We start from the raw sequence: 18,360 nt of genomic DNA on the forward strand, positions 1-18,360 counted from the left end.
CCCTGTTACCGTTCGACTTGCATGTGTAAAGCATGCCGCCAGCGTTCAATCTGAGCCAGGATCAAACTCTTCAGTTCAATTCCAAGCAAATTTTCTGGCACGCAAGATCAAAGAAACATCAAGATATCTCTCGTCTTGCAGTGCAAGTGTTTGGTTATCGACCGAGCACTTACACCTATCGGTTATTCGTTTTGTTAAAGAGCGGTGCAGATCGCTGCGTTTCGTTTCCGCCGCTGCGTTGTCTGCTGAGGAGGCGAACTATACGTCACGACCCCTAACCCGTCAACACCTTTTGCGACAAAAACCTCAACAAAAGCGGGCCTCGCCGGGCAAACCCTTGATGCGGCAAGCAATATCCGAAAGGGGTATTTACCGACACACCTCAACCACCCCGCCGAACCATGAAAAACGGGCCGGCGAAACGCCGGCCCGTTGCGGGATGTGCGCAAATCTTCTAGTTTTTCACGCTCTCCGCCGGCTTCAGATAAGGCAGGAAGGCGTTGACGACTTCAGGATCATCCGGCTTGGTCCGCGTGCCTATGCTGACAACCTTGCTTGCGCCGGGCAGTATCAAATACTTGTGGAAGTTCCATACCGGTGCGTCGTCGGTAGCCTTGATCAAGGCTTTGAAGAACGGCTGTGCATCGGCGCCGCGCACATGCCCTTTTCCGGCCATCGGGAAGGTCACGCCGTAATTGGCTTCGCAGAACGCGCCAATCTCCTTATCGCTCCCCAGTTCCTGAAAGAAGTCGTTGCTGGGAAAGCCGACCACCATCAGACCGCGCTGCCCATAGGTCTGATACAACGATTGCAGTTGCTTGAACTGCGGCGTGAAGCCGCAGTGGCTCGCGGTATTGACCACCAGCAGCGGCCGGTCCGCATATTGGCATAGATTGATCTGGCCGCCCATCAAACCCGGCACCGTGTAGTTCAACAAAGCCGGGCAAGCCGCCATCACCGCCTGACTGCAAAAAATCAGCATTGCGCCCCATCGTTTCATTCGCGTCTCCTCGCTTCGCCATATATGGATGGCAGACAAAATAATAAGGCAATGCTTGAAGCATTGCCTTATCTATTGTCCTGAGCCCCGCCTGTGGGCGTCTGCTGTCATTCCTGCTGGCTGGCTATATCGGCCCGTACCTTGTCCATATCCAGTTCGCGCAAGCCCTGGATCAGTTGCTCAAACTGGGCGGCCATCATCGCGCCGGCCTGGTTGAACACCATGATGCCATCTTTAATGGCGATCAGAGTCGGAATGGAGCGGATATTGAAGTGGGCGGCCAAGTCGCGTTCGTCTTCGGTATTGATCTTGCCGAACACGATGTCCGCGTGCTTTTCCGACGCGGCCTCGAAAGTAGGGCCGAACATTTTGCACGGACCGCACCACGGCGCCCAAAAATCGAGAATGACCAAGCCTTCCTCTTTCATATGGGCGTTGAAGTTGTCGGCGTTGAGATTGATATAAGCCATGAGAGTGTCTTTCGCTGTCTGAAGCGCCCGCCAGCAGCGGGCTGTTGCAGCAAAGATAGGTACGCGCCCACGGCATTGCAAGACTGTCGCCCAGTTGAATTTATCAATCCAGGCGATAGCCGCCGTCGCCGCGACGCTTAGCCTATGAAGGGCAGTGCTAGGTAGAGCTTGATCACGATGGCGTTGACGATGTCGATGAAGAAGGCGCCGACCATGGGCACGACCAGGAAGGCCAGGTGCGAAGGGCCGAAGCGTTCGGTCACCGCCTGCATATTGGCGATGGCGGTGGGCGTGGCGCCCAAGCCGAAGCCGCAGTGGCCGGCGGCCAGCACCGCCGCGTCGTAATTGCGCCCCATCACCCGGAAGGTGACGAAAATCGCGTACATCGCCATCGCCGCGGTTTGCGCCAGCAGCAACACGAAGATGGGCAGCGCCAAGGCCGCCAGATCCCACAAACGCAGGGACATCAACGCCAGCGCCAGGAACATCGACAGGCTGACATTGCCCAGCACCGACACTTCGCGTTCGAAGATTTGATACCAGCCCAAGGCCGCCAACCCGTTGCTGATCAGTACGCCAACGAACAACACGCAGACGAAAGTAGGCAGTTCCAGCGGCGTGCCTTTGAGCAGGCCGCCGAGAAAGGTGCCGCCCAGCAAACAGACGGCGATCAGCGCCAGCGTCTCGATGAAGGAATGCGGCGTGATCAGACGCTGGGCGTCCGGCTGTTCGAAAGCCAGCGGCGGATCGTCAGCATTATGCTCGGCGCCCGGAGCTTTGACTTTTTTGACTAGAAAACGCGCCACCGGACCGCCTATCAGGCCCCCCAGCACCAGACCGAAGGTAGCGCAAGCCAGCGCCAGCTCCGACGCGGAGGCCAAACCGTATTTGGAGGCGAAGGTGCCGCCCCAGGCGGCGCCGGTGCCGTGACCGCCGGACAAGGTGATGGAGCCGGCCAGCAAGCCCATCAGCGGATCCAGGCCCAGCAGGCTCGCCAAGGCGATGCCTAAGGTGTTCTGCACCAGCAGCAGGCCGACCACCACCGCCAGGAAAACACCAACAGTCTTGCCGCCCTGTTTCAGACTTTTCAAATTGGCGTTGAGGCCGATGGAAGCGAAGAAGGCCAGCATCAGCGGGGTTTGCAACGAAGCGTCGAAACGAACTTCGCTGCCGGTCAGTTGACGGAACAGCAGCAGCAGGGCGGCAATCAACAAGCCGCCAACTACCGGCTCGGGGATGTTGTAGGTGCGCAGCGCGCCGACATGCGCCACTAGTTTGCGCCCGAGCAGCAGAACCAGCGACGCGGCCACCAAGGTGCCGTAGAAATCCAGTTGAATCATCGAGTCTCCCTATTGTTTGATGAGCGAAGGCGCGCTTGATTCAGACTAGCAGCTGTCGGAATGTTGTCGCGCCATGCAATACGATAGGAAACCCGGGTAGAAAGTTCGGCCTACAATTAATTGAAGCCTTATATAGTGAAGACCAACCGCTAGTCGCGACGAACCCGCCAACACTGATGAATGGCTCGGTTGCGGAAGTCTTCCGGCACCGACTGCGCGCTGATGTCGCTGATGACGTAATCGTCGGCTAGCCTCTCGTCCAGCTTGAAGCTGCGTAGATTATTGGAAAAGTACAGGGTGCCGCCCGGCGCCAGCAGCGCCATTGCGTAATCGATCAGCCAGACATGGTCGCGCTGTACGTCCAGGATGTCGCGCATCTTCTTGGAATTGGAGAAGGTGGGCGGGTCCATAACGATCAGATCGAACTGCTTGCCGCCGTCCACCGCCTCTTCCAGATACTGGAACACGTCGGCCCTCACCAGCTGATGCCGGGCAAGGTCCAGGCCGTTGAGCTCGAAATTACGGCGCGACCAGTCCTGATAGGTATTGGACATGTCCACGGTTTCGGAACTGATCGCGCCACCGCAGGCTGCGTAGACGGTGAAGCTGCCGGTATAGGCGAACAGATTGAGGAAACGCTTGCCGGCGGCCTCTTCCCTCACTCGTTTGCGGGTGTTGCGATGGTCCAGAAACAGACCGGTGTCCAAGTAGGCGTCGAGATTAACGATAAAGCGCTGGCCGAACTCGTTGACGATAAAGTCGCTGCCCTGCTGCCCCGCTTTCTCGTACTGGCTAACGCCCTTCTGACGGCGACGATTCTTTAGCGTCACCGCCTCATGCGCAAGACCGGTTACCGCGCACAGGCTGTCCACCACCGCGTTGATCCATTCGCGGTAGGCGTCGTCCTCCATCTCCCAACCGGTGTCGTACTCCTGCAGATGGATGCGCTCGCCGTACACATCCACCGCGAACGGGAACTGCGGCACATCCTTGTCGTAGACGCGCCAGGCGTCCAGCCCCTGGCGACGCGCCCATTTGGCGTGGTGCTTGAAATTCTTGGCCAGGCGATTGGCGAATGGGCTGACGTCCAGCATGAGTCCTCGATATGGGCGATGGGCAAAACACAAAACAAACGCGCCGCTGACTGCAGGCGGCGCGTGAACGGATATCCAATTCTATTACAGCCGAGGCTATTCGGACGAATACATCTCGATCAGCTTGCTGTAAACCGGCTCCGGCAAGTATTGGCGAATCACGCTTTCCCAGCCCCGCGGGCCCACCAGGCCCTTGACCATCGTGGACGACACTTCAGCGTACTCGCGCGGCGGCAGCAGGAAAATAGTGGTGATGTCCGGGTGCAGATCGGAATTGATATAGCGCATGGTACGCTCGTATTCATAATCACTGGCAGTGCGGATGCCGCGGATGATGTAGTTGGCGCCTATGCTTTGCGCGTAATTGACCAGGAACTGGTTCTCGAACACATCCACCCGCAGCTTGCTAAAGCCGCCGGTGACGGCGCGCAGCAAAGTCACTCGTTCCTCGACACTGAAGGTACAGTGTTTTTCCGGGTTCACTCCGACCGCTACGATCAATTCGTCAAACAGCTCCACCGCTTCACGAATCATCCAGAGGTGACCATTAGTCACCGGGTCGAAGCTGCCCGCGTACACGGCTCGCTTCAATTCTCGTTTTCCTTTGACTGTATGATGTGCCATGGCGAATGTATCGTGGTCGTTGGGGGCGGGTAAAGCAATTTTTGTGCATTGCGCAAAATGTTTCGCTTCCACCTGGACTATCCGCGGCAGAATCTGTCCATTTCACTCATTATCGGCAAAGCGCCGCCAAAAAAAAGCAGGCCGCGCATGGCGGCCCGCTTAACGATCAAACCCTACGCATTCAGACGTTGATATCCTCGGCGCGATGACAGGCGATCATGCGCTGATCCAGTTCGCGCAACTCCGGCACCTCCTCCGCGCAACGCTGATTCGCGTGCGGGCAGCGCTTGTGGAAAGCGCAGCCCGACGGCGGCTTCAAGGGGCTGGGTAACTCGCCTTCGATCTTGATCTTGATGCGGCGCTGCTCCGGGTGAATGGACGGCGTCGCCGACAACAAGGCCTGGGTATAAGGATGCAGCGGGCGCTCGTAGACACGGTCCTTCTCTCCCACTTCCACCGCACGCCCCAGATACATCACCATCAAGTCGTCTGCCACATGTTCTACTACCGACAGGTTGTGGGAGATGAACACATAGGCGGTTTTGAACTCGTCCTGCAGATCCATGAACAGATTGAGCACCTGCGCCTGGATCGACACGTCCAGCGCCGAGGTAGGCTCGTCCGCCACCACGATCTTGGGGTTCAGCATCATCGCGCGGGCGATGGCGATACGCTGACGCTGGCCGCCGGAGAACATATGCGGATAACGGAAGAAGTGCTCCGGCCGCAAGCCGACGCGCTGCATCATGCCGCGCACCTTGTCTTCGCGCTCCTTGGCGCTCAGCGAGGTGTTGATCTGCAAGGGTTCGGCCAGCTGGCTGCCGATTTTCTGACGCGGGTTCAGCGAGGCATAGGGGTTCTGGAACACCATCTGCACCTTGGTGCGCATTGCTTTCAATTCGGCCTTGCCGGCCTGGGCCGCGTCCTGGCCGTCCAACAGCAGGGAGCCGGAGGTCGGCGCCTCGATCAGCGTCAGCTGCCGCGCCAACGTGCTCTTGCCGCAACCGGACTCGCCCACCACCGCCAAGGTCTTGCCCGCTCGCAGTTCAAAGGAAACGCCATTGAGCGCCTTGACTTGCGCCGAGGGCTTGAAGAAGCCCTGCGACACCTCGTAATAACGGGTCAGATCCCGCGCTTGCAGTACGGTGCTCATTTCGCCTCCTGATCCGGCAATGGGTAGTGGCAGCGCACAACGCCGCCTTCCACGGGGGTCAAACCCGGACGCTGGGTCCGGCAGTTGTCCTTGACGTAGGGACAACGCGGCGACAACAGGCAACCGCTGGGGCGGTCGTACTGCCCTGGCACGATGCCGGGCAAGGTGTTCAGGCGGTGCGCGCCTTTGCTGTGTTCGGGGATCGACGACAGCAGCGCTTCGGTGTACGGATGGGAGGGATGATTGAACACGCCCGGCACCGCACCCATTTCCGCCACCTGGCCGGCGTACATCACCGCCAGCCGGTGCGCCACTTCAGCCACCACCGCCAGATCGTGGGTGATCATGATCAAGGCCATGTTCTGGCTCTTTTGCAGGCTGACCAGCAGCTCCATGATCTGCGCCTGGATGGTCACGTCCAAGGCCGTGGTCGGCTCGTCGGCGATCAAGAGCTTGGGGCTACAGGCGATGGCCATCGCAATCACCACGCGCTGGCTCATACCGCCGGACAACTGATGCGGATAGGCGTTGAGCCGCGAGGCCGGCGCCGGAATTTCCACCAGTTCCATCAGTTCCAACGCGCGCCGCTTCAAGGCTGCGCCGCGCAGGCCCTGGTGCAGCTTCAGCACTTCCATGATCTGGTAGCCGACGGTGTAGCTGGGATTCAGCGAGGTCATCGGGTCCTGGAAAATCATGGCGATGTCCTTGCCGACGATCTTGCGGCGTTCGCGCGCGGAGATGGTCAGCAGGTTCTTGCCGTCGAAGCTCAACTCATCGGCCACGATGCGGCCCTGGCCTTCCAGCAGCCCCATCATCGCCATCATGGTCACCGACTTGCCGGAACCGGATTCGCCGACGATGCCGACGATCTCGCCCTGATTCACCGCCAGGTCCAGCCCTTCCACCGCGCGGAAGGGGTTCTTTTCCGAACCGAACTCCACCGAGAGGTTCTTGATTTGCAACAAACTCATGTCCATCCCCTCAAGCCGCGCGCTTCAGTTTCGGGTCCAGCGCGTCGCGCAGGCCGTCGCCCATCAAATTGATGGCGAGCACCGACAGCAAAATGGTCAGGCCGGGCAAGGTCACCACCCACCAGGCGCTTTCAATGTAATCGCGGGCCGAGGCCAGCATGGTGCCCCACTCCGGGGTGGGCGGCTGCACGCCCAGGCCGAGAAAGCCCAGCGCGGCGATTTCCAGGATGGCCGAGGAAAAGCTCATCGTCGCGTGCACGATCAAAGGCGCCATGCAGTTGGGCAATACGGTGACGAACATCAGCCGCGGCAGGCCGGCGCCGGCCACTCGGGAGGCCGTGACGTAGTCGCGGTTCAGTTCGGTCATCGCCGACGCGCGAGTCAGCCGCACGTATGCAGGCAAGGCCACGGTAGCGATGGCTATCATCGCGTTCATCAGGCCGGGCCCGAGAATGGCCATAATGGCCACCGCCAGCAGCAGCGAGGGCAAGGCCATCATGATGTCCATCAGCCGCATGATCACGCCGCCGAGAACCTTGGGAAAGAAGGCGGCCAAGAGGCCGAGCACCACGCCCGGCAGCAAGGCCATCAGCACCGAACACAGGCCGATGAACAAGGACAAGCGCGCGCCGTGGATCAACCTCGACAGGATGTCGCGCCCCAGTTCATCGGTGCCGAACAGAAATTGCGTCGAGCCTCCATCCACCCAGACAGGCGGAGTCAGCAAATGGTCGCGATATTGCTCGATTGGGCTATACGGCGCCACCAGCGGCGCCAGCAGCGCACAGGAGGTGACGATCAGCATGAAGATCAGGCCGGCCACCGCGCCCTTGTTGTGGGAAAAACCCTGCCAGAACTCCTTGAACGGCGAGGGATAGGCCAGCGCCAGGTCCGGGCCGGCGTTGACTTGCGTAGTCTGTGTCATAAGTCCACCTACTGGCTGTTACTTGGCGTGACGGATGCGCGGATTGGCGATGCCGTACAAGATGTCGACGATGAAGTTGGTGACGATCACCAGCGTCGCCACCATCAGGATGCCGTTCTGCACCACCGGATAGTCGCGGCGACTGATGGCGTCGATCAGCCATTTGCCTATGCCCGGCCAGGAGAAGATGGTTTCAGTCAACACCGCCCCGCCCATCAGCGTGCCCACTTGCAGGCCGATCACGGTCAGCACCGGAATCAGCGCATTGCGCAGGGTGTGGATGAAGATCACCCGAACCGGCGACAAGCCCTTGGCCCGCGCGGTGCGCACATAGTCCTCGCGCAGCACTTCCAGCATCGACGAGCGCGTCATCCGCGCGATGACCGCCAGCGGAATGGTGCCCAGCACAATGGCCGGCAGAATCAGATGCATCAAAGCGTTCTTGAAGGCGCCGGCGTTCACTTCCGGATCCGCGGCTTCCGCCATCCAGGAATCGATCAGCATGAAACCGGTATGCGGCGCGATGTCGAAAGTCAGGTCGACGCGGCCGGACACCGGGGTCCAGCCCAGCTTGACCGAGAAGAACATGATCAGGATCAGGCCCCACCAGAAGATGGGCATGGAAAAGCCGGTCAACGAGATGCCCATCACGCCGTGGTCGAACAGCGAGCCGCGCTTGATGGCGGCGATGACGCCGGCCAGCAGACCCAGCACGGTGGCGAAGATCAAGGCGGAGATCGCCAATTCCAGCGTGGCGGGGAACAGGGTTTTGAACTCGGTCCAGACCCCGGTCTTGGTGACCAGGGACTCGCCCAGGTCGCCGTGCAGCAAATGGACCACATAGTCGAAGTACTGAGCGTACAGCGGCTTGTCCAGACCCAGGCGATGCAAGGCTTCGGCGTGCATTTGCGGATCGAGCGCGCGCTCGCCCACCATCACCTCCACCGGATCGCCCGGAATCATGCGGATCAGACCGAAGGTCAGCAGCGTGATGCCGAAGAAGGTTGGCACCAATAAGCCCAACCTTCGCAGAATAAAGGAAAACATGAGGACTTCTCCCTTGCGCCGGCCCCGCTGGGCGACTGGGCGCAATACTCAACTTGAGACCCAGAGCGACGACGCCTTGCATGGCAAACGGCGCGCGACAGCTCTATTGCGTTTTGGGGAGACGTTACCGGAATAGAACGGAGAAGAAGCAAGGAAAACAACAATGAAGAGCGCCGGAGCGATGGCATGCAACTGAACCACCCACCCACATCAGCTGCGCCACCGCTACGGCAAGTGCAAGATAGCACCCCTCGCCGCAAACGAGCTTGACCCAGGTCAAGCCTGACGCACAGCCTCTCCACGCTGTGACTGACTACCCTCTAACACCACCCAGTAGACGTTCCGCCGCCATCGGGTCCGCCGCCTCTTCGTGCGGCTGGAAACCCAAGGCTTAGAGTAGCCGACAAAACCCCGCGCCGCGTCCTAGGCGCGCCGGCGGCGGCAGCCGCGCGGCAAGGAATGCCAGTTCGCATCAGGGACTTCGTCAACCGTTCTTTTTAGGCTAAACATCGGGGGAAGCAGCCCCCGATGTCGCTGTTTTTTATTGGATTCCGCCTTACTTGACGCTAACGCCGTAGAAGGAGTTCAGGCCGAAGGGGCTGACCTTGAAACCCTGCACCGATTTCAACATCGGCTGATTAACGGTGGAGTGGGCAATGGTGGTCATCGGCACTTGCTGTTTGACGATCTCCTGAGCCTTCATGTACAGCTTGGTGCGCTCTGCCACGTTGGCGGTGCGCTTGCCCTTCTGGATCAAGTCTTCAAACGGCTTGTAGCACCACTTGGAGAAGTTGTTGCCGTTCATCGCGTCGCAACCGAACAACACGCCCAGCCAGTTGTCCGGATCGCCGTTGTCGCCGGTCCAGCCAATCAGCATGGAATCATGCTCGCCGGCCTTGGCGCGCTTGATGTACTCGCCCCACTCGTAGGAAGTGATCTTGGCCTTGACGCCGATCTTGGCCCAGTCGGACTGCACCATTTCCGCCATCAGCTTGGCGTTGGGGTTGTACGGACGTTGCACCGGCATTGCCCACAGGCTCAGTTCGAAGCCGTTGGGATAGCCGGCCTTGGCCAACAGCGCCTTGGCTTTTGCCACATCGTAAGGCGCGTCTTTCAGGCTCTTGTTGTAGGACCACTGGGTCGGCGGCATCGGGTTGGTGGCCGGCTGGCCGGCGCCCTGGTACACCGCGTCGATAATGGCCTTCTTGTTGATCGCCATGTCCAGCGCCTGGCGCACTTCCAACTTCTCCAGCGGCTTGTGCTTGACGTTGTAGGCCAGGTAGCCCAGGTTGAAGCCCGGCTGCGCGGTCACCGACAGTTTGGGATCGGCCTTCATCGCGGCCAGGTCGGTCGGGCGCGGGTTGACGGTAATCTGGCACTCGCCGGCCTTCAGCTTCTGATAACGAACCGAAGCGTCGGTGGTGATGGCGAACACCAGGTTGTCCACTTTCGGGCCGTCAGCCTTGTTCCAGTATTCTTTGTTGGCAGCGAAGCGGATCTGCGCGTCTTTTTGATAGCGCTTGAAGATGAACGGGCCCGTGCCTACCGGCTGCTGATTGATCAGCTGCGGCTTGCCGGCCTTGAGCAGTTTGTCGGCATACTCGGCGGACTGCACCGAAGCGAAGCTCATCGCCAGGTTCTGCAAGAATGCGGCGTCCAGGCTCTTCAGCGTGAACTTGACGGTGTTGGCGTCGACTTTCTCGACCTTAACGATATTGGTGTCCAGACCCATATCGGTGAAATACGGGAATTCGGTCGGATAGGCTTTGCGGAACGGATGGTTCTTGTCGACCATGCGGCTGAAGGTGAACACCACATCGTCGGCGTTGAATTCGCGGGTCGGCTTGAAGTAGTCGGTGGTCTGGAACTTCACGCCCTTGCGCAGATGAAAGGTATAGCTCAGGCCGTCTGCGGCCACGTCCCATTTTTCCGCCAGCGCCGGCACAACCTTGGTGCCGCCGCGCTGGAATTGCACCAGGCGGTTGAACACGGTTTCGGCGGACGCGTCGAAATCGGTGCCGGTAGTGTATTGGCCGGGGTCGAAGCCGGCCGGGCTGCCTTCGGAGCAGTACACCAGGGTGCCTGCGGCCTGGGCGGCCATCGCGGTCCCGGCGATCAGGCCGGCTGCCAGCAGCGCTTTCTTGACAGTTTGCATCTTTATTTCCTTTCCCTTGTACAGACTCATCGGTCTTTCTTGTCAACGGGATCCAAGCCCGCCATGGGGGGATACATTATGCAGAGAGGACGCTTTTGACAAGCGTCCTCTGCTTTTTTCTGCCAAGGGCCCTCCGCGCTAGGACTATTTTTTCCGGCTTATCAGATCTTCCTCAGCACAACGCTGCCCACCGAATAGCCCGCGCCAAAAGACGAAATGACGCCAACATCGCCACCATTCAGGTCATCAGCATGCAGATGGAATGCAATGATGGAACCGGCGGAACTGGTATTGGCGTAACGGTCCAGAATCACCGGCGCCTCATGGTCCCCGGCCTCGCGGCCCAACACGCGCCGGGAAATCAGCTGGTTCATCGCCAGGTTGGCTTGGTGCAGCCAGAAACGCGCCACCTCGGCCGGCGCGATGCCCAGGCTCTCCAAGTGCGCGGCGATATGATCTCCCACCATAGGGCAGACTTCCTTGAACACCTTGCGGCCCTGCTGCACGAAAAGCTTGTCCGGCTGGCCAATACCCGCCTCGTCGCAACGATTGAGGAAGCCGAAGTTGTTGCGGATATTATTGGAAAACACCGTGGCCAGCTTACTGCCCAACACCTCGTAGCGCTGCGCCGAGTTCGCCGCCTCGGCTCGCTCCAACACCACCGCGGTGCAGGCGTCGCCAAAGATGAAGTGGCTGTCGCGGTCGCGGAAATTCAGGTGTGCGGAACAGATTTCCGGATTCACCATCAACACCGCGCGCGCCTGGCCGCTGGCAATGGCGTTGACTGCGGTTTGAATGCCGAAGGTGGCGGACGAGCAAGCCACGTTCATGTCGAAGGCGTAGCCCTGAATGCCCAAGGCCTGCTGCACCTCAATGGACACCGCCGGATACGGGCGTTGCATATTGGAGCAAGCGACGATAACCATATCGATGTCCGCCGCGCTTCGGCCTGCGCGTTCCAGAGCCTGCCGCGCGGCGGCCACCGCCATTTCCGCCTGGACCGACAGTTCGTCGTTTCCGCGCTCCGGCAAGCGGGGCGCCATTCTGGCCGGGTCTAACACCCCGCTCTTGTCCATCAGGAAACGTTGCTTGATGCCGGAGGCCTTTTCGATGAACTCGGAGCTGGACTCGGCCAACGGCTCCATCTCTCCGGCGGCGATCCGATCCGCGTGTTGCTGATTGTGAGCGTGTACAAAGGCATTGAAAGCCGCGACCAGTTCCTGATTGCTGACCGCGTGCGGCGGCGTGAACAAGCCGGTTCCGCTAATGACGACCTTGTGCATGAATTGTCCTTTTAGCCCCCCGTAACCCGGGTGAGTGTAGATTTTTGTTGCGGCGACGACAGTCCTCGCTGCCCCGCCAAAACGGAAACAGCCCGCCTCGTCTCGGCCCGTCCTCGGACGATCCTTTCCGTCGCCGGATTCTACACCAAGCCCTTCATCTGAAAGTAATAAAACCGCAAACGTCGGCGCGGCGCGGCCTGCGGCCCTTCCCGCCTCGCTACAGCATGCGCGAACGGCTTTAATCGACCCCCGCGCCCAGCCGGCCGCGCCCCGCGGACCCCGTCGGCAAAACTACCCCTCCACCTAAAAACCGAGTAAAATGATCGGCTTTGCGCGGCCGCATCCTCATTGGCCCCTCCGATAATAGTTGACTAAAACAGTCGGATATTAGGTATAATCGTCTGCATCAGGAATTCATCCACCTCCAAATACCCACTCTTGGAGACCAGAGACATGCGTTTAACCACCAAAGGCCGTTTTGCCGTCACCGCGATGCTGGATCTGGCATTGCGCGAGAGCGGCGGCCCGGTCACGCTAGCCGGCATCAGCGAGCGCCAAGGCATCTCGCTCTCCTACCTGGAACAACTCTTCGGCAAGCTGCGGCGCGCCGAACTGGTGGACAGCGTGCGCGGCCCCGGCGGCGGCTATACCTTGGCCAAGGCGACGATCGACATCTCCGTGGCGGATATCATCACCGCCGTGGACGAACCAGTGGACGCCACCCAGTGTGGCGGCCGCGAGAACTGTCGCGGCAATCAGCGCTGCATGACCCACGATTTGTGGACCAATCTGAACGTCACCATTTTCGACTACCTGTCCAAGGTCAGCCTCGCCAGCCTGGTTGAGCAGCAAAAGACCAAGGAAAATACCGTATTGCAGGATAAGCGCGAATGCAGCGTGGTTCACGCTTCTGCCGCCTCCGGCGCCCTGTAAGGCGCGGACCCATCTTCATGTGGAGAGAATATAAATGAGCCAGCTCAAGCTTCCGATCTACCTCGACTACTCGGCCACCACGCCGGTAGACCCGCGCGTTGCCGACAAGATGATTCCCTATCTTTACGAAAAGTTCGGCAACCCGGCTTCGCGCAGCCACAGCTTCGGCTGGGACGCGGAGGAAGCAGTGGAGAATGCGCGCGCTGAAGTGGCCAAGCTGATCAACGCCGACTCGAAGGAAATCGTCTGGACCTCCGGTGCCACCGAGTCCGACAACCTGGCGATCAAGGGCGCCGCCCACTTCTACAAGAGCAAGGGCAAGCACCTGATTACCGTCAAGACCGAGCACAAGGCGGTGCTGGACACCATGCGCGAGCTGGAACGTCAGGGCTTCGAAGTCACTTACTTGGGCGTGCAAGACAACGGCCTGCTGGACATTGAAGAATTCAAGGCCGCCATCCGGCCGGACACCATCGTCGCCTCCGTGATGTTCGTCAACAACGAAATCGGCGTGATTCAGGATATCGAACAGCTGGGCGAGATCTGCCGCGCCAAGGGCGTGATCTTCCACGTCGATGCCACCCAGGCCCCGGGCAAAGTGGTCATCGACATGGAAAAGCAGAAAGTCGACCTACTCAGCCTGTCCGCGCACAAAGTGTACGGCCCCAAGGGCATCGGCGCTCTGTACGTGCGCCGCAAGCCGCGCGTGCGCCTGGAAGCGCAGATGCACGGCGGCGGCCATGAGCGCGGCTTCCGCTCCGGCACCCTGGCCAGCCATCAGATCGTCGGCATGGGCGAAGCCTTCCGCATCGCCCGCGAAGAGATGGACAGCGAGCGCGAACGCATCCGCATGCTGCGCGACCGTCTGTGGAACGGCATCAAGAACATGGAAGAGGTCTACATCAACGGCGACATAGACCAACGCGTGCCGCACAACCTCAACGTCAGCTTCAACTTCGTCGAAGGCGAAAGCCTGATCATGGCAATCAAGGAGCTTGCCGTGTCCAGCGGTTCGGCTTGTACCTCGGCCTCGCTGGAACCGTCCTACGTGCTGCGCGCGCTGGGCCGCAACGACGAAATGGCCCACAGCTCGATCCGCTTCACGCTGGGCCGCTTCACCACCGAGGAAGAAATCGACTTCGCGGTGAATCTGCTAAACCAAAAGATCGGCAAGCTGCGCGAACTGTCCCCCTTGTGGGAAATGTTCAAAGACGGCGTGGATCTGAATTCGGTTCAATGGGCCGCCCACTAAGGGCGACAGCAATATCCAGCGCCGAGCCGGCAAGACCGGAGCGGCGCTGAAGGAGATAATCATGGCATACAGCGACAAGGTAATGGATCACTACGAAAACCCGCGCAACGTGGGCTCTTTCGAAAAAGGCGACGACAGCGTGGGTACCGGCATGGTGGGCGCGCCGGCCTGTGGCGATGTGATGAAGCTGCAAATCAAGGTGAGCGAGGACGGCGTGATTCAGGACGCCAAGTTCAAGACTTACGGCTGCGGCTCCGCCATCGCCTCCTCCTCCCTGGTGACCGAATGGGTCAAGGGCAAATCGCTGGACGAAGCGCTGGAGATCAAGAACACCGCCATCGCCGAAGAACTGGCCTTGCCGCCGGTGAAGATTCACTGCTCCATCCTGGCCGAAGACGCGATCAAGGCCGCGGTCAACGACTACAAGCAAAAGCACGGCAAATAATCAGCGGGGACATCATCATGGCTATCACCCTTTCCGAACGCGCCGCCGCTCACGTCAGCGCCTTCATCGCCAAGCGCGGCAAGGGCTTGGGCATTCGTCTGGGCGTTAAGACCTCCGGCTGCTCCGGCATGGCCTACAAGCTGGAATTCGTCGACACGTCCAGCGACGACGACGTGACCTTTGAAAGCCATGGCGTCACCGTGTTCACCGATGCCAAGAGCCTGGCCTACATCGACGGTACCGAGCTGGATTACGCCAAGGAAGGCTTGAACGAGGGGTTTCAATTCAACAACCCCAACGTCAAAAACGAGTGCGGCTGCGGCGAAAGCTTCAACGTCTGACCCCGGCAGGCGGGCGCGCTTCGGCGCCGCCCGCCCGTCGTCCAACTGTAAGCTAGGTTTCCCGGCCCCGTCCCTATGAGCACCGATTTCAGCCAAGACTTCTTCTCCCTGTTCAATCTGCCGCGCCGCTTCGCCATAGATGGCCCGGCCCTGGAACACGCCTGGCGCACCGCCGCGGCCCAGGTCCATCCCGACCGCTACGCCAGCAGTTCCGACGCCGAAAAGCGCAGCGCGCTGATGCAGGCCACCCGGGTCAACGAAGCCTACCAAACGCTGAAGTCGCCGCTGAACCGCGCCCGCTACCTGCTGACGCTCTCCGGAGTCGACACTCAGGAAGACACCAACACCCAGATGCCGGCCGCCTTCCTGATGGCGCAGATGGAATGGCGCGAGAACATCGAAGATGCCCGCGCCGGCGGCGAACTCGAACGCTTGGAGATGCTGTCGCGCCAACTGCGGGACGAGAGCCGCGCGCATCAGGCCGAGCTGGAACAGGCGCTGGACCAGCGCGCCGACTTGGACGCCGCCGCGCTTCTAGTGCGAAAATTGCGGTTTTTGGAAAAACTGGACCAGGAAATCGGCGATGCCATCGAGGCACTGCTCGACTGAGCTCCCGGCCGCCGGCCCTTCCCCGTCGTGGGGATCGCGCTCCGGCCTGTCCTCCCTATCCGCCTCCGCCGCAGCAGGCGGCTTACCTCGAACTGATTTGAACTGAATATGGCCTTACTGCAAATCGCTGAACCCGGCCTCTCCGCCGCCCCTCACCAACACCGATTGGCGATCGGCATCGATCTGGGCACCACCAACTCGCTGGTGGCCTCGGTGCGCAGCGGATCCGCCGCCGTACTCAAGGACGAGCACGGCCGCAGCCTGCTGCCCTCGGTGGTGCGCTACGCCGACGAAGGCGCCGTCAGCGTCGGCTACGAAGCCCAGAAAGAACAGAACAAGGATCCGCACAACACCATCGTCTCGGTGAAACGCTTCATGGGCCGCGGCCTGGCCGACCTGCCGGACGTCCGCAACCTGCCCTACCGCTTCGTCGACGCGCCAGGCATGCTGCAACTGGTGACCCGCGGCGGCATCAAAAGTCCGGTTGAAATTTCCTCCGACATCCTGCGCACCCTGAAACAACGAGCCGAAGCCAGCCTGGGCGGCGAGCTGACCGGCGCCGTGATCACGGTGCCGGCCTATTTCGACGACGCCCAGCGCCAGGCCACCAAGGACGCCGCGCGCCTGGCCGGCTTGAACGTGCTGCGCCTGCTGAACGAGCCTACCGCCGCCGCCATCGCCTACGGGCTGGACAACGGCAGCGAAGGCATCTACGTCGTCTACGATCTAGGGGGAGGCACCTTCGACGTCTCCATTCTCAAACTCAGCCGCGGCGTGTTCGAAGTGCTGGCCACCAGCGGCGACTCCGCGCTGGGCGGCGACGACTTCGACCACCGCGTCTACTGCTGGATGCTTGAGCAGGCCGGCCTGTCCGGGCTGGGCGCTCAGGACACCCGGCTGCTGTTGACCCGCGCCCGCGAAGCCAAGGAAGCGCTGACCGAGCACGCGGAGACCCAGATCACCGCCCTGCTGTCCGACGGCCAGGCCCTGAACCTGACGCTGGACCAGGACACCTTACGCGGCATCACCAAGAACCTGGTGGACAAGACCCTGCTGCCCGTGCGCAAGGCGCTGCGCGACGCCGGCGTCGCCGCGGACGAGGTCCATGGCGTGGTAATGGTGGGCGGCGCCACCCGCATGCCGCAGGTGCAAAAAGCCGTCGGCGACTTCTTCCGCCAAGAACCGCTGACCAATCTGGACCCGGACAAGGTCGTCGCCTTGGGCGCGGCGATCCAGGCCAATGTGCTGGCCGGCAACAAGGGCGACGACGAGTGGCTGCTGCTGGACGTGATCCCGCTGTCGCTGGGCATCGAGACCATGGGCGGCCTGACCGAGAAGATCATCCCGCGCAACAGCACCATCCCGGTGGCCCGCGCGCAGGACTTCACCACCTTCAAGGACGGCCAGACCGCGATGTCCATCCACGTGCTGCAGGGCGAGCGCGAACTGGTGGCCGATTGCCGCTCGCTGGCCAAGTTCACCTTGAGCGGCATCCCGCCGATGGTGGCCGGCGCGGCCCGCATCCGCATCACCTTTCAGGTGGACGCCGACGGCCTGCTGGAAGTGTCCGCCCGCGAACAGACCAGCGGCGTGGAAGCCCGCATCGAGGTCAAGCCCTCCTACGGCCTCAGCGACGAGGAAATCAGCCGCATGCTGACCGAGTCCATGGCCCATGTGCATGAGGACATCGAGGCGCGCAAGCTGCGCGAAGCCGTCGTCGACGCCACCAGTCTCAGCGAAGCCTGTCGCGTCGCGCTAGCCAGCGACGGCGATCTGCTGGACGCCGATGAGCGCAACGCGGTGGAACAGGCGCTGGCCGCCGTGGACGCGGCCATCGCCGCGGCCCAGGCCGCCCGCCAGGTCAACGAGGCCTCCGGCCGTCTCAACCGCGCTACCGAAGAATTCGCCTCGCGCCGCATGGACCGCAATATCCGGCGCGCGCTCAAAGGCCACAACATTTCCGATTTGTAAGGATCCGCCATGCCGCGAATCATCGTACTGCCCCACGCCGACCTTTGCCCGGAAGGCGTGGTCATCGACAACGCCGAACCCGGCCAGAACATCTGCCAGGTGTTGCTGGACCACGACATCGAGATCGAGCACGCCTGCGAGATGTCCTGTGCCTGCACTACCTGCCATTGCATCGTCCGCGAAGGCGGCGACTCCCTGAACGAAGCCGACGAGCTGGAAGAAGACCTGCTGGACAAGGCCTGGGGACTGGAAGCCCAGTCCCGCCTGTCCTGCCAGGCGATTGTCGCCGATGAGGACTTGGTGATAGACATCCCACGGTACACCATCAACCACGCCCGCGAACACCACTAGGAACACGCCCTAAAATCCCTGTAGCCGCGTTGCGCCGCCTTGCCCTACCTCATGTACTGTCTGCGGCGGCGCGCCTTGCTACAGCCGCTGCGCTGGATTTTATGAACGGTTCCCCGCTCTGGAGACAAGAAGATGAAATGGACCGACGTGCTGGACATCGCCATCGAACTGGCGGAAGCCCATCCGGAAATCGACCCCAAGACCGTGCGCTTCGTCGATCTGCACAACTGGGTCGTCGAGCTGCCGGATTTTGACGACGACCACAGCCGCGGCGGCGAACGCGTGCTGGAGGCGATTCAACAAGCTTGGATCGACGAGGTGGAATAAGTCTCTCCGCCCCCCTGTTTCGGCAAGGCCGCGTTCCCTGACGCGGCCTTTTTGCCGTCTAGCGCCAAA

At 61.0% G+C, this 18,360-nt stretch carries 19 protein-coding genes and 1 rRNA gene; 8 read left to right on the forward strand and 12 right to left on the reverse strand.

Annotated features, from left to right (window positions below):
• From HA052_RS13705 to HA052_RS13760, 12 genes are all read right to left on the reverse strand, one after another.
• Positions 1 to 77 (reverse strand): 16S ribosomal RNA (locus HA052_RS13705); the annotation flags it as partial.
• Between the two features lie 377 nt (positions 78 to 454).
• Entirely contained in the window at positions 455 to 1,000 is a 546-nt protein-coding gene (locus HA052_RS13710) for a glutathione peroxidase (protein ID WP_166452335.1), read from the reverse strand.
• 107 nt (positions 1,001 to 1,107) lie between these two features.
• Positions 1,108 to 1,470, reverse strand: a complete 363-nt coding sequence (trxA, locus tag HA052_RS13715; protein WP_081545352.1) for a thioredoxin — start codon at positions 1,468 to 1,470, stop codon at positions 1,108 to 1,110.
• A 137-nt stretch (positions 1,471 to 1,607) separates the two neighbouring features.
• Positions 1,608 to 2,810, reverse strand: coding sequence for a sodium/glutamate symporter (gene gltS / locus HA052_RS13720; protein WP_166452336.1), 1,203 nt, complete (start codon positions 2,808 to 2,810; stop codon positions 1,608 to 1,610).
• A gap of 149 nt (positions 2,811 to 2,959) precedes the next feature.
• Positions 2,960 to 3,904 carry a class I SAM-dependent methyltransferase gene (locus HA052_RS13725; protein WP_166452337.1) on the reverse strand — a complete coding sequence of 315 codons (945 nt, stop codon included), beginning with the start codon at positions 3,902 to 3,904 and terminating at the stop codon, positions 2,960 to 2,962.
• 96 nt (positions 3,905 to 4,000) lie between these two features.
• On the reverse strand, positions 4,001 to 4,528 hold the full coding sequence (coaD, locus tag HA052_RS13730) for a pantetheine-phosphate adenylyltransferase (protein ID WP_081545355.1): 528 nt from the start codon (positions 4,526 to 4,528) through the stop codon (positions 4,001 to 4,003).
• Between the two features lie 181 nt (positions 4,529 to 4,709).
• On the reverse strand, positions 4,710 to 5,681 hold the full coding sequence (locus HA052_RS13735) for a peptide ABC transporter ATP-binding protein (RefSeq protein WP_081545356.1): 972 nt from the start codon (positions 5,679 to 5,681) through the stop codon (positions 4,710 to 4,712).
• Positions 5,678 to 6,652 (reverse strand): ABC transporter ATP-binding protein, encoded by a 975-nt coding sequence (locus HA052_RS13740; protein WP_081545488.1) that lies wholly within the window; start codon positions 6,650 to 6,652, stop codon positions 5,678 to 5,680. Before HA052_RS13740 ends, HA052_RS13735 begins: the two co-directional genes overlap by 4 nt.
• Before the next feature lie 10 nt (positions 6,653 to 6,662).
• Entirely contained in the window at positions 6,663 to 7,577 is a 915-nt protein-coding gene (locus HA052_RS13745) for an ABC transporter permease subunit (RefSeq protein WP_081545357.1), read from the reverse strand.
• Between the two features lie 18 nt (positions 7,578 to 7,595).
• Positions 7,596 to 8,624 carry an ABC transporter permease subunit gene (locus HA052_RS13750; protein ID WP_166452338.1) on the reverse strand — a complete coding sequence of 343 codons (1,029 nt, stop codon included), beginning with the start codon at positions 8,622 to 8,624 and terminating at the stop codon, positions 7,596 to 7,598.
• Between the two features lie 556 nt (positions 8,625 to 9,180).
• Complete coding sequence (locus HA052_RS13755; RefSeq protein WP_043641141.1) at positions 9,181 to 10,779, reverse strand: ABC transporter substrate-binding protein; 1,599 nt, start codon at positions 10,777 to 10,779, stop codon at positions 9,181 to 9,183.
• 161 nt (positions 10,780 to 10,940) lie between these two features.
• Positions 10,941 to 12,062: a beta-ketoacyl-ACP synthase III gene (locus HA052_RS13760; protein WP_166452339.1), complete on the reverse strand. Its 1,122-nt coding sequence runs from the start codon at positions 12,060 to 12,062 to the stop codon at positions 10,941 to 10,943.
• A gap of 453 nt (positions 12,063 to 12,515) precedes the next feature.
• On the opposite strand from HA052_RS13760, the gene iscR reads away from it, so the two are divergent.
• From iscR to iscX, 8 genes are all read left to right on the forward strand, one after another.
• On the forward strand, positions 12,516 to 12,995 hold the full coding sequence (iscR, locus tag HA052_RS13765; protein ID WP_081545361.1) for a Fe-S cluster assembly transcriptional regulator IscR: 480 nt from the start codon (positions 12,516 to 12,518) through the stop codon (positions 12,993 to 12,995).
• Between the two features lie 34 nt (positions 12,996 to 13,029).
• Positions 13,030 to 14,247, forward strand: coding sequence for an IscS subfamily cysteine desulfurase (locus HA052_RS13770; RefSeq protein ID WP_081545362.1), 1,218 nt, complete (start codon positions 13,030 to 13,032; stop codon positions 14,245 to 14,247).
• Between the two features lie 61 nt (positions 14,248 to 14,308).
• Positions 14,309 to 14,692 carry a Fe-S cluster assembly scaffold IscU gene (gene iscU / locus HA052_RS13775; protein WP_019102783.1) on the forward strand — a complete coding sequence of 128 codons (384 nt, stop codon included), beginning with the start codon at positions 14,309 to 14,311 and terminating at the stop codon, positions 14,690 to 14,692.
• A gap of 17 nt (positions 14,693 to 14,709) precedes the next feature.
• On the forward strand, positions 14,710 to 15,033 hold the full coding sequence (iscA, locus tag HA052_RS13780) for an iron-sulfur cluster assembly protein IscA (protein WP_081545363.1): 324 nt from the start codon (positions 14,710 to 14,712) through the stop codon (positions 15,031 to 15,033).
• Positions 15,034 to 15,108: 75 nt separating this feature from the next.
• Positions 15,109 to 15,642 carry a Fe-S protein assembly co-chaperone HscB gene (hscB, locus tag HA052_RS13785; RefSeq protein WP_166452340.1) on the forward strand — a complete coding sequence of 178 codons (534 nt, stop codon included), beginning with the start codon at positions 15,109 to 15,111 and terminating at the stop codon, positions 15,640 to 15,642.
• A 108-nt stretch (positions 15,643 to 15,750) separates the two neighbouring features.
• Positions 15,751 to 17,613, forward strand: a complete 1,863-nt coding sequence (gene hscA / locus HA052_RS13790; protein ID WP_166452341.1) for a Fe-S protein assembly chaperone HscA — start codon at positions 15,751 to 15,753, stop codon at positions 17,611 to 17,613.
• A gap of 9 nt (positions 17,614 to 17,622) precedes the next feature.
• Positions 17,623 to 17,964 carry an ISC system 2Fe-2S type ferredoxin gene (gene fdx, locus HA052_RS13795; RefSeq protein ID WP_048413457.1) on the forward strand — a complete coding sequence of 114 codons (342 nt, stop codon included), beginning with the start codon at positions 17,623 to 17,625 and terminating at the stop codon, positions 17,962 to 17,964.
• Between the two features lie 132 nt (positions 17,965 to 18,096).
• Complete coding sequence (gene iscX, locus HA052_RS13800) at positions 18,097 to 18,291, forward strand: Fe-S cluster assembly protein IscX (protein WP_081545366.1); 195 nt, start codon at positions 18,097 to 18,099, stop codon at positions 18,289 to 18,291.
• Positions 18,292 to 18,360 lie beyond the last annotated feature (69 nt).

The organism is Chromobacterium fluminis, from assembly GCF_011602385.1.
GTDB classification, from domain to species: Bacteria; Pseudomonadota; Gammaproteobacteria; order Burkholderiales; family Chromobacteriaceae; genus Chromobacterium; species Chromobacterium fluminis.